This window comes from Teredinibacter haidensis, from assembly GCF_014211975.1.
Classification (GTDB): domain Bacteria; phylum Pseudomonadota; class Gammaproteobacteria; order Pseudomonadales; family Cellvibrionaceae; genus Teredinibacter; species Teredinibacter haidensis.
In genome coordinates, this window is sequence record NZ_CP060084.1 from 2549057 (window position 1) to 2561260 (window position 12204).

Consider the following 12204-nt stretch of genomic DNA (forward strand, 5'->3'; position numbering starts at 1 on the left):
TTTTGCTCGTTTTGGGGGAGTTCCCGCAGAAATACGGGAATAAATGCACAATTTAAGCCTTTTTACACTCCGCTGCACTTATCAAATTTACAGTTTCGGAATCTTCTTCGTAGGAGATCAAAATCTCACCTCTGTAGATCTGCGGTAATAATTCGGCGACTTTCTCTTCCAGCGACAGCTCTCTTTCGCCATAATCAGTGCCCTCACGGGTGATGTATGACTCCAACAGATTTTTAAGTACTTCTTCTGTTAGTTTTTCTGGGGGAATTAGCATAGTTCGTCCTCAAATAGACCGGCACTGTACCAAAATCGGTGGAGATAAATCCTAAATTAAAAAATAATGGCACGCGGTGAACGTCTATTACCCTATTCCAAGCGTTAAAGGATCTGTTCCATGATGAAAAACCTGATAGTAACCCTTATTAGTGATGATAAACCCGGCATCGTCGAAACAGTCGCCAGCGTTATTGCTGAGCACCAGGGCAACTGGCTGGAGAGTCAACTGGCCCAGCTGGCGGGAAAATTCGCCGGTGTTATTCGTGTGCAGATTGACGCTGCCCACGAGCCAGCACTAGTCGCGGACCTGGAGCAACTCTCCAGCAAACAGATTAATGTATTTGTCGATAGCGGCAGTAACAACTCACCTACACCACCCGCAAACGAAATTTTACGATTTCACGCAACGGGGCCTGATCGACCAGGCATCGTAAAAGAAATTTCACATGCGCTGGCTCAGTACGCCATTAATGTTGAAAAATTAGATACCCGCTTGTCCAGTATGCCCTACAGTGGCGAACCGCTTTTCGAAGCAGAAGGCTCTATGGCCGTTCCCGCCAATCTGGATAAAAACGAACTAGCAGAACGATTGGATGCTATTGCTAATGAGTTGGCTATGGATATTTCATTACAGGACGGCTAAATAACTGTCCTGTTCACTAACGGTTCAAACGTTCGATTTCGATATTAATCGCTTTGGTCGAAATCTGAACTTCGTAGAGCGAACACAATAACGAGATGGTGAGCATCACCAGGCTTATACCAAATAAAAATTTACCCAGCGCAATCCAGCTTAAAAAAAGCGCGAACATTGCCAGAGTACAAAGAATAAAAGACAACACGCCAAACACCTGCATAGCACGGATAATTTGCAGACGAGTTCTCAGGCTGGCGATCTGTCGCCGAACGATATCCTCAGAATCGATTTCATCCAGCTTACTTAACTGACGAATAACCGACGTTAAGGTAACAAACCGGTTTGTGTAGGCCAGCAAAAGCAATGAAATTGCAGGAAAAAGCAAGCTGGGCGTGGTGATCGTCATATCCATTTTAAGATACTCATAGCAATATAGGCCGGTACAATACCAGCATTCAACGCGATCAATAGGCGCTTAGATCAAAACGCGGTATTATGGGCCGAACCAGACCATTATCAGAATAATATAGCCGATGTACCACAACTATTTTGGACTAAAAGAGCAGGCTTTTTCGATTGCGGTTAACCCGCGTTATCTCTATATGAGCCAACAGCACAAAGAGGCACTTGCCCACCTTATCTACGGTGTAAAAGGCGGTGGCTTTGTTTTGCTTTCGGGAGAAGTGGGCACAGGTAAGACCACCATTATTAAATGTCTCCTGGAGCAACTCCCAGAAAATACTGATATCGCCATTGTACTTAATCCCATGGCTGACGTTACCGATATGTTGCGTACTATCTGCGAAGAGTTAGGTGCAGAATACGATCAACAAAAAATAAACGTTAAAGAACTGACCGACGCCCTGCACGACTACCTGCTTAAAAACCACACGAATGGCCATAATACGGTTTTATTGATCGACGAGGCCCAGCTGCTATCACCAGAATCTCTGGAGCAAATTCGCCTGCTAACCAATCTCGAAACAACGACGCAGAAGCTGCTGCAAATAATTCTGGTGGGCCAACCAGAGCTGAATGATTTACTCGCGCAACCACGTATGAGACAGCTATCACAGAGAATTACTGCCCGCTTTCACCTAATACCACTTACCCTGGCAGAAACCCAAGCCTACATTAACCACCGACTGCGAATCGCTGGTATGCCCGAAGGCAGAAACCCCTACCCGACGGCTATCATACGGAAAATTCACGCGTTTACAGGTGGCGTTCCACGCTTAATCAATATTTTGTGTGAACGTATGCTGATCGGCGCCTATGGCCACAACAAGCCCGTTATTGACCGACAAATATTCCAGCTCGCTCGCAATGAAGTTGCCGGCAGCATGGAGCACCTGCCCAACGGCCACAATAGAAAATGGAACCGCTGGCAGGGCGCCATAATTGGTGCCGCCGCAGTGATAGTACTGGGGCTGCTTATCTGGCTATTTATCCCTTCGACAACAACGCCCATCGTTCAAGCCGTTTCAGCTAAGACGTCGACGACTATGGAAACTGTTGTCACGGCCGATGAGCAAGGGATTCAGGAAACGCCCCTCCCCCCCACCTCGCGCAACAACGATGATATCGATTACCTAACCGACAGCTACACTCAGGCTCAGTACAACCTACTTAACTATCTGGGTTTTGGCGTCTCATCCGAAAGCCATCCCTGCTGGGAACTCACGCGAGAACAAATCGAATGCAAGACAGCAACGCTCGACACCTGGGAGGCATTTCAGGAACTTAATCGCCCTGCCGTACTGATACTAACGACCCCCGAGCGATTCACTTCCCACGTCATTATTACCGGAATTGGGCGTAAAACGGCAGAAGTAATCAGCGATTCAGGGCAAACTTACCAAGTACCGCTTTCCGAGCTTGGCCCACTCTGGAGCGGTAAAATTTTCTACGTTTGGAAGCGGCCAAAAGGTTTTACCGAACCCCTCGCCATTGGTCAGCGCAGCCGTGCCGTGCAATGGCTGGCAGAGCAGTTTGCGGTAATCGACAATCGAGAAAAACCCCTTACTGGTAGAGCCTTTACGCAAACACTGCAACAACGCGTGAGAATATTCCAACGCAACCAGGGCCTGCATGATGATGGCATTATTGGCGAACAAACACTGATGAAACTAAACGAAGTGCTGGGAATCGATAAAACCCTGGCATTACTCGAAGAATAATTTAATAACAGGTTAACCATGTCTCTGATTCTCGACGCTCTGCACAAAGCCGATAAAGAACGCCAAAAAAATGATGCGCCACCGGGACTGGATAGCCACCACGATTCAGCCAACCACCAAACTCAACGGTATTCTTTTAGGGCTCTTATCGCGACCGCCGCGATTGTACTTCTGCTGGCAGCAGCAGGTGCTTACCTCTGGCACAACATATCCGATTCAAATACACCCTCCAGCACACCGGCAAGCAAAGCCATCAACAACCAACAGCCTGAGCAAACAGAGCCCAAAGCGGAAGCGTCAAATCAAAGAAAAACGCTTCCCAGCAGCGTTGGAGCCCCTAAACCAAAGCAAGCCCGCTCCAAAGCTGGCGCGCCCCAAACTACGAAAAAGGCCGTGAAGCCCCCCGTCCCCCAGACGGAAGTCACTGCGCTCTACGAGCAAAAAGCGGCAGACATGCCTAAGAGCCAACAGAACCCGAAAAAGGCCATCCCCCTAGCCAAAAGTCCCGTCGCGTCCCCAGCAAACGAACCCGCCGAGCGGGCCAATCACCATCCGACCATTGAGGATTTCAACAGCATCGGCAACATTCGCAGCTTACCGTGGACGGTGCAGGAAAAAATTCCCACGTTGAATTATTCAGAACACGTTTACTCTCCTAATAACCGGGGCTATATCGTTATTAACGGTACCAAGCGTAAAAAAGGAGATAGCATTGAAAGCGGGCTGCTCTTGGAGAGCGTGTTAACCAATGGTGTATTGCTCCGCTACCAGGGCCAGGTGTTTAAAATGCAAGCCCTCAATAGCTGGGTCAATATGTAAGCCTGCTAGCGGAGCACTTCCTGCCAATAAATAATTCTATCGTGCCCGCGGTAGCTACCAAATGTAAATGTGGCGGCAGGAAGATCGGTATCGTCGGCAAGGCTCCCATCCCCACTCCAATCAAACCACAGCCAAGGGTAATTGGTGAGATCAATCTCGACCTGGAAACTACCGGTATTGCCCACTCCAGGAGCTGTGAAAAAATGGCCCGCGTCACCACCACTAAAATTCACCATGCCACTATTGATATCCGCATAGGCTCCAGTACTCATTCCACCACCAATGGCAACTGAGCGATTGCTCGAGGTATCAAGGGTTCCGCTGGGATAACGGATATCGGTTAAAGTAATACCCGAGCAGCTATCCGCCGCATTCTGTTCCCAAAACACACCATTCCAAAACTCAGTTACAAAGGTCACCGGTAGATTAGCCGTTTCCGGCCCAAAGGAATCTGCCAAACGTAGTCTTCCCAAAAAGCTGCTTGCTTGGCCAATATTAACGCTATCTAGAGCCGGAGCCGTATCGGTATTCAAATCAAAACTTGTGTTAGGAATACTAGCCCCATCGGAATCCGTCAGAACAACACCTAAATCTAAGGTGAAGAACGGGCCATCCTTCAATCCTCCAGCATCTCGAGCTAGGGTGATCGTCGCATCCGCAGCCCCGCTGCCAGACGTCCATGAGACTGCAGTCGCTGCCGAACTGCGATGGCTGAGCACAGTAGGAACGACGGAATCAATAGCACTGTAATCAGCACTTCCTACACCTGTGGAGGGGCTCCACTTGGCAAAACTGCCGGTATAATTTTGTGTTGGCTGCGCCTGCGCGTTCAGTGCCTGCACCTCATACATCACATGAAAAGGTTGATCCATATAACTAAAGCCACCGCTATTACAGGCCGGTTGAACAGTGGTTGGAGATACGCTAAATGCCGCTGGTATAAAACGCCCAACATAACCCGAACGCCCCGCAATTCTATCCGAAATAGCCGCACTGGCCCCCATATAGTCACTGCTAATAATCTCAGCTGCCAATTCAACAATACCGACTTCGCCGTAATAAATGGTGGTGGTCAGTCCGCTGCCCGAGGTAAACGATGTAATCTGCCTGCCGTCTGCAGGCCCGCTTTCACTAGTACCAAGCCCGGTATCCACGCCTGGGGAGGGCGCCACCAAAGTCGCGGACAATTGCACGCCTTCGTTGATCACTTCATTTCCAAAGCTGTCGATGCCCGCGTTATTGGAGAGATCTTCTCTCGAACTCGCATCTGCATCGCGATGTCCGTCTGCAAAACCATTATTGTCGGGATCGTCCCCGTCCTCCCAAGCAACGGCCCTCACTGCAGCAGTAAAATCTATGCCAGCGACGCTGAAGACGTCACCAACGGCATCACTCGCCGCAGGGTTACCACTCACCTGAATATCCAATGCAAACGGCCGAGCAACAAAAGTTGTGCTCCCGCCAGCAATATCCAAACTCGAAAACCCAGAGCTATCATCAAGAAAATTTATCGCATAGCGCCCTATATCACTTGCGAGCAGCGAAAAATCTGCCACGCCATTCACAAATGGCAGTATGAAGTTGGCACCGGCAGGCGCCATATTGGGTGGGAATTCGGTTTCGGTACTACTCGTCAATTGGGCAGCCGCTCCGCCGGGGTCGCGCATACCATCGCGGTTGAACCACACCTTCACATTATCAACATCATACTCAGGAGCCGGGCCGCAACCAAAAACCGGATCATCCCTCACCATGGAAACACGGAAATCGTGCGGCCGCCCCACCACAACATCGTCATTCAAGGTGTCCGTGGACTCAACAACAAAAGCATTGGTACTGAAAGTTAAAGCCAATGAGGTGGACGCCACGCTTGCAGCAGAATCCTCCACTAAAACCATCAAGGTTTCGGCATGACTGTTCGCCAAGTTGAGGGTAATGCTTCCCTCATCCAAGCCCGCGGTCTCAAATATATAACGGGCACTGCCAGCGTCTGCGGCCCCTGGAGTGAGTATGCCTTGAGCATCACTGCTATTCGCAGTGTTACTCCAATCCCCATGGTTGGTAGAGGTAGTGATGGAAATCGTTCCGGCATAATCCGTCAACGTATTATCACTGCTGTCCTCTGCTGTGATGGTAACCTCTGCGGGCACACAGGTACTCGCGCCTCCGGCACCTACATTAATTGCAAAATGATCCACCGTCGCCACAAAAGAACAAGGATGAGTTTCGTTCATCACGGCGGCAACCTCAGATTGCATCAATGGCGCATTAAAAATTCTCAACTCATCAATAAAGCCATCGAATCGACGATTAGAGTTCCCGCTAACAAAGCCTAGATCTGCACCGATTAATAAAGGGTCATCATTATAAAAACCAGCGCCACTGCTTTCGTTATTTGCCTCAGCAATCACACCATCAATATAAATAACCTGCATTCCCTGCTCGTAGGTAATCGCAATATGATGCCAAGTACCAATCGAAATAACCTCGTCGGTCGTAATTTGATAACCCGTCCTTCCTTTTTGCCACCACCAATTAATCTGTCCATTGGCGTTTAGGTGAAACTCATAATTTTCATCTTTTGACACAATCGTTGCCAAGCCGCCGTTGCCACCACCGCCTCGCGCTACACCCCAAGCATTAGGATTTATCCACACAGACACGGTAAAAGCGTCTAAATCGAGCGGCGATATACCACTGTCGTTAACCTGTAGGTAGCCGTCGCCGTTACGATCGAAATCGCCAAAACGGCAGGTTCCAGGGTCACCTAGCAACGCTGGGCCAACATCGTCAGTCTTTGGATAGCCTCCAAGCCTCACGGCTTGTGCGTGTAGACCATTACCCGACTGATCGGTAGCCGCAGTGCCAGCATCCCACACCAGTTCCTCAAACCACCATTCCCCCACGGCAGCAGGTAGCACTGGAGGATCATTAGTACAGAAAGTTCCATACTCGCCAGAACTCACCACGCCGCTATCATAGATAATACTCGAACCATTATTGACGGTAATATTACCGCCCGCTGTTACCGATCCGGTTACTGAATACCCGCTGTGCACAGTAACGTCTCCCTCACTGTATACCACGGCAGTGAGGTCAATATGAATATTGATATTGGATTGAGAATAGAAAAAAAGGCTACGGTCTAAATTATTAACGTTAACAGCAGAACCGTTGTAAATATTAATCCCACCCTTCACATAAATATTTACGGTTCCCGGCGAAGAAATAACGAGCTCCGACGCATACTGCATATTAAAGCTACCGGAAAAAACATAATCTCCAGGGGCCATGTTGACTGTAGAGGCATACTGCAAGGTAAAATTATTGTAGTTTCCAGGAACAACCGAGCGAGTTTCAAAAGTAGTTAAATTAATATTTTCCCTCGGTGCGGTTACAGGAAAACCAAAAAAAGAGCCGCTAGAGGCAAGCACAGCAACCTCTTCACATGCAGAACCTTCACAATGGTTATCGTTATACTGGGGGTTGTAATGATTTGTACGAATAACCTCACCGGGCGTATCCACTAACTCCGATCCGTATTGCATCGTTATAGAACCAGATACAGTCGTACTTTGCACTGAGGACGAAAATATATCTGTACACTGTTGTGCCGATACCCGAGCAGACAGCAGGAGAAGAACAAGAAGCCACACCGCGCTCAGTTGTATTATGGGCCGTTCTCTCATTAATATTCCTCAACTCAGGGGCTATTTCATATATGCCGAAACTTCAATTTCACGTTGTCCTAATAGCTGTCCACCACCACACTCACCCAGGCTGTTTATGTAGTAGAAACTGATAGTATTACCAGTGTCGGTATCCGATCGGCAGCTCACCACCGCAGTGCAAATCGCCAAGCCCGGAATAGTGTAAGTAATGGTCACGCCGCCCGCCATTAAAGCACAGTTAGTATCGGTTTGAGCTCGGGCAGTAACATTATCAAAGAGGTTGGCCATACCGTATTGAGCCCCACTTTCGGCAGCGTAAAATGCCTGAGCAGACAACCCCTCTACCGTCGCCTGCGTACCCGACTGGCTACTTAAACGACTAATGGCAATGGCTAAAAACGCAATACCTACCAATAAAATCAATGCCAAAGGAATTAAAAAGCCGCGCTGCCGGGATGTGTAACTTTTTTTAGGGTACATTACGAACCAATACCTTACTGTTTAACGTAACGCTCTCTTTTCGATCTGAAAAAACAAGTGCTATATAAATAGCAGTGTTACGCTCTTCACTCCCGGGCGACAACTCAAAAGCTTTCCCAGGGGCACTCAGAACCGATTTCGTCGGCACACTCACGTTTTCATCAAGCAGAAAACTACCGCCCCCTGGGTAACTGTCGTCGAGATTCCCGGTATCAAGGCCATAACCGTTATATTGCCTCAAAGCACCATTTTGCAAACAAAACCGGTTCGGATTACTCACCAGATACAAGCGCCCGGTAATCGAATTTCTATTAAAACGATGGGCTGAAGATAGCGTTACGCTGGTGTAAGGCGAGGCACCAAGTAGGTTAATGCTCGCGAGCGAGGATGGAACATTTAGCGTATAGATTTCCGCATTCGACAACCCACCAATTGCCGCATAGGCAATATCGGCCGCTTCTACAGACGTTATCGTAAACGGTGCCGTAATGATAGTTGACGAAGAAGAAGCGCCATTACCCTCATCCGCCACAGCATTTAAATAATTTACCCCTTTTACAATAGGAAAAAATTCAAGGCAGTTACCCGTATCGCTAATACGAATAGCATTGGGTAGCGCATTGCGAAGCTGGCGGGTTATTTGTTCGACGGAAACGCGTCCACGGGCAATAAGCTTACTTCTCGTCTCTGTTTGTTGGTAACTATCGATGGCGTTCACAATGAAGCGTGTTCCCATTACTCCAATAATCCCAATAATCACCATAACTGCAACTAATTCGACTAGCGTAAAACCCAGCGTATTCTTCTTTTTAACGGTGTTTTTTGCCATAGCAGCCTCTAATTTACCCGTTAAAAATTCGTTCTGTAAGCACTAAGGGTTAGCGCATCACCACCGGGCATCCCGACCTTTACCATAATTAATCTCGCCGGAACAGAGGCGGGGCCAAAAGTGGCGGAAGAAACAGAAACCGTAATGGGATATAGAGGGTGAGTACTTGTATCGGAATAACCGTTATAGTCCCCAACGTCATCGTATCCAGCATCGGGAGCGATCCCCATACAGGTGGGTCCGGTTGCCGAGCCGCAGGGAGGAAAGCCTCCTGTCGGGGTATTCTCGTCGAACTTTCGGGAGAGAATCTCATCCAATTGTGCTTGAGCAATATCTAACGCTCTAACACGCACTACTGGATCAACAGATTTTACCACGCTTTGATTAAATACTCGCAAAAGCGCCGATAACGCCAAACCGATAACGACGAGAAAAACAATGATTTCTATAAGAGTTACGCCCGTTTCTCTTTTCGTAGAACAGACTAATTTTGATGTGCTTGCGATAAGGGGAGAACCGTCAGCTTTATTTAACATAACCGGAATCGTCCACCACAATGGTGACCACTCTACCATTTTGAGTTAGGTACAATTGGGAACCTGTTGTATGCCCCAATCTATCGTAACCAAACGAGGCAATATTTAACGTTTGCCCCTTCAGCATCACTAACGGGTAACTAACACCCCCAGCGGAAACGCTCACGTTATCCACGAGAACGTCTATCTGATTAACCGAGGTTCGAACTTCCACTGAACTCTGACGCACCATCGCCAACTGCTGCGCCGAATAAAAAGCCGCGACAATGGAGTCGCGGCTGGCTTGTAATTGAAGCGTGTCACTCGGTAAAATTTTCGTTAAGGCCGTTACCGCGAGTATGCCAATAATAAGCATAACGGTAATTAATTCAACTAAGGTAAACCCGGTAACATTTGTTTTCACAAGTATCTATTAGTGAAGTTAAAAACTCTACTTAGAGAGCTGCGCCAATAGCATAAAACGACACCGACTTGCCCGTCAGGTTACTGAGTGTTAACTCACAAGAAACCTGTGACTTGTTGCCAATAGACGTTGTACTAAGCGCGTATCGTCCTGTATCGAAATTTTCCAGCAAACTTGCTGTATCATCACAAGAATCAATAGTAATCAGCGTATCGCTAGACAAGCCCGCCTCCAACGCTAAATCTACCGCGTGGTTTAACGCCGAACCACTTTCCAGCGCACTGGCAACCCCCATTGCCGCCGCCATTTCAGCTTCATCAGATAAATCCACAAACTTTGGAATTGCTGTTGCGGCCAAAATACCTAAGATAACCATTACTGCGATCAGTTCGATCAGCGTAAAGCCCGATTGTTGTTTCACCATTGTGATATCTCCACGTTTCATTGATAAATTAATAATAGTCCAAATCCTGTTTGAACAAATACTATTAGGTACTAATTAGTCGACAACGATTTGACTCTGCTTTGACGGCTTAACCTTATACGCTACCGCGCACTGTCAAATTGTTGACGACCCCTGTCTCTAAGCTCAGGGACTAAAGACTTCCACTTTTCCAGAGCCTAAATGATAATCGAAATAATATTGTCCTTTTGGCTTTCTTCTTAGCTCATATCGGCAAATTCGGCCATTTATTGAATAAATTCGAAATTCATTGTGCGGCTTACCGTTTTCATCGTCTTTTGAGCCAGCAATAACTGTGCCCGGTGCATTAGAGAAAATCCCATGCCACAATAATTCGCACTCTTTTGGCGATTGATTATAAGATCTTACCGAGGACCTCTCCTCTGCCGAAGCTGGCCAACCTTTTTCATTTATAAAAATCTCAGTGCCTTCCATTGTGACGCTATCGGCACCTGTAAGCTTTGCCTGCCCATACAAATTGGATACTGTTCGTGAAAAGGTTGCCGCCTGAAATTTTACCATCACGGCTTTTGAATCTTCGATTGTCGATCGGTAATAACCGTAACTAAAGTAAATAAGAATACCAATAACCATTAGCACTATACATAACTCAAACAAACTAAAGCCCTGCTGAGATAATAATCTCGCCGACCACCATTGCCGACAACAGGGTTTCACTAACGCCCCCCTGTTTGAACATCGTACATATTCCAAAGCGGTAAAAATATACCCAAGGCCAATATCGCCACAAATACTGCCATAAAAATAATCAGGATGGGCTCCAACCGATCCGTTAGTGTTTTCAAATCGTATTCAACTTCCCGCTCATAAAATTCAGCCACCTCTTCCAATAGGTCATCTACCTGGCCACTTTCCTCACCAACCGCCACCATCTGCAAAACCAATGGCGTAAATAAATTCGCCTGCAAATGGGTTCTTAGCAAGGTATCGCCGCGTTCAACACCCTGCCGAATACTACTGATTTTATTCGCCAAAAAGGGGTTGTCAATTGCCGCAGCGCATAAACCTAAGGACTGATTGACCGGCACGCCGGCTTTCAACATTAAACTAAAACTACGAGCATAACGCGCCATGGATGCCTGCTCGATCAACGCGCCGATAATCGGCAACTTTAACTTACGTTCACCCCAATCTACAGACCCTTTTTCACTCTTGAGGTAGTAAACAGCCACACCAACCAAAATACCAATCAACAATATGATATAGGGCCAATAATTAACGAATAAATTAGACGTTCCAATAAGCCCTTTTGTGATCAAAGGTAACTCAGCACCAAATTGCGAGAACATATCAGCAAAAGGCGGAATAACATAAACATTGATGACGGTCATAGCGATAACTAAAGCGATCAACACAAAACTGGGATAACGCATTGCCTGCTTTACCCGTTTTCGCGTATCTTCGTCGCGCTCCAGATAAAAACCTATCTGCCTAAAAACATCCTCCAATTTACCACTGCTTTCGCCAACGCTAATCATACTCACAAACAGCGAATCAAAAACATCTCCGTGGTGCTGCATCGAACGCGACAAGCTTAAACCGGTCTCCAGTTTATCCGCCACATCGTTTATAACATCACGAAAATGCTCATGGCGAATACTTGCAGCTAACCCCCGAAGCCCTCGGGTAAGGGGAATACCCGCTTTGGTTATGGTGTACATCTGACGACAAAACATAACCAAATCAATAACAGAAACCTTGTCGGCCCCCAGCAGCTTATCGATTTTTTTCAGTGACGATGCACCAAGAGAAACCTCTTCAATTTTAACGGGCGTAATGCCACGCCCAACAAGCTGCGCGGCAATCGCATCGACAGAAGCACCAACCAAGCTGCCATCGACAGCTTGGCCATGATCAGTACGCCCATGAAATTTAAATTGCGGCATAAG

General features: G+C 47.4%; 13 protein-coding genes. 3 read left to right on the top strand and 10 right to left on the bottom strand.

What is annotated here, in order from left to right; translation table 11 throughout:
• Nucleotides 1–52: 52 nt before the first annotated feature.
• A complete protein-coding gene (locus H5715_RS10015; protein WP_075185689.1) occupies nt 53–274 on the bottom strand; it encodes a YheU family protein in 222 nt (73 codons plus the stop codon).
• Nucleotides 275–394: 120 nt separating this feature from the next.
• Here H5715_RS10015 and H5715_RS10020 point away from each other — a divergent pair, with 120 nt between their 5' ends.
• A complete protein-coding gene (locus H5715_RS10020) occupies nt 395–919 on the top strand; it encodes a glycine cleavage system transcriptional repressor (RefSeq protein WP_083608020.1) in 525 nt (174 codons plus the stop codon).
• A gap of 16 nt (nt 920–935) precedes the next feature.
• Here H5715_RS10020 and H5715_RS10025 read toward each other — a convergent pair whose 3' ends face one another.
• Entirely contained in the window at nt 936–1325 is a 390-nt protein-coding gene (locus tag H5715_RS10025; protein WP_075185690.1) for a DUF2721 domain-containing protein, read from the bottom strand.
• Between the two features lie 121 nt (nt 1326–1446).
• On the opposite strand from H5715_RS10025, the gene H5715_RS10030 reads away from it, so the two are divergent.
• On the top strand, nt 1447–3093 hold the full coding sequence (locus H5715_RS10030; RefSeq protein WP_075185691.1) for an ExeA family protein: 1647 nt from the start codon (nt 1447–1449) through the stop codon (nt 3091–3093).
• Between the two features lie 18 nt (nt 3094–3111).
• Nucleotides 3112–3912 (top strand): general secretion pathway protein GspB, encoded by an 801-nt coding sequence (locus tag H5715_RS10035; RefSeq protein WP_075185692.1) that lies wholly within the window; start codon nt 3112–3114, stop codon nt 3910–3912.
• A gap of 5 nt (nt 3913–3917) precedes the next feature.
• On the opposite strand, the gene H5715_RS10040 is transcribed toward H5715_RS10035, so the two are convergent.
• The 8 genes from H5715_RS10040 to H5715_RS10075 form a co-directional block, all read right to left on the bottom strand.
• Nucleotides 3918–7601, bottom strand: a complete 3684-nt coding sequence (locus tag H5715_RS10040; RefSeq protein WP_083608021.1) for a DUF6701 domain-containing protein — start codon at nt 7599–7601, stop codon at nt 3918–3920.
• Nucleotides 7602–7622: 21 nt separating this feature from the next.
• Nucleotides 7623–8063, bottom strand: coding sequence for a hypothetical protein (locus tag H5715_RS10045; protein WP_075185693.1), 441 nt, complete (start codon nt 8061–8063; stop codon nt 7623–7625).
• The gene (locus H5715_RS10050; protein WP_075185694.1) at nt 8053–8892 is read right to left on the bottom strand and encodes a prepilin-type N-terminal cleavage/methylation domain-containing protein; all 840 of its coding nucleotides are present in this window, start codon (nt 8890–8892) and stop codon (nt 8053–8055) included. The genes H5715_RS10045 and H5715_RS10050 overlap by 11 nt, the downstream gene beginning before the upstream one ends.
• Before the next feature lie 20 nt (nt 8893–8912).
• Nucleotides 8913–9428 carry a type IV pilus modification PilV family protein gene (locus H5715_RS10055; protein ID WP_246434499.1) on the bottom strand — a complete coding sequence of 172 codons (516 nt, stop codon included), beginning with the start codon at nt 9426–9428 and terminating at the stop codon, nt 8913–8915.
• A complete protein-coding gene (locus H5715_RS10060) occupies nt 9418–9831 on the bottom strand; it encodes a pilus assembly FimT family protein (RefSeq protein WP_185906517.1) in 414 nt (137 codons plus the stop codon). The genes H5715_RS10055 and H5715_RS10060 overlap by 11 nt, the downstream gene beginning before the upstream one ends.
• Before the next feature lie 31 nt (nt 9832–9862).
• On the bottom strand, nt 9863–10255 hold the full coding sequence (locus tag H5715_RS20410) for a pilin (protein ID WP_075185695.1): 393 nt from the start codon (nt 10253–10255) through the stop codon (nt 9863–9865).
• A 165-nt stretch (nt 10256–10420) separates the two neighbouring features.
• Entirely contained in the window at nt 10421–10972 is a 552-nt protein-coding gene (locus tag H5715_RS10070; protein WP_075185696.1) for a prepilin-type N-terminal cleavage/methylation domain-containing protein, read from the bottom strand.
• Nucleotides 10972–12201 carry a type II secretion system F family protein gene (locus H5715_RS10075; RefSeq protein WP_075185697.1) on the bottom strand — a complete coding sequence of 410 codons (1230 nt, stop codon included), beginning with the start codon at nt 12199–12201 and terminating at the stop codon, nt 10972–10974. Before H5715_RS10075 ends, H5715_RS10070 begins: the two co-directional genes overlap by 1 nt.
• Between the last annotated feature and the right edge of the window lie 3 nt (nt 12202–12204).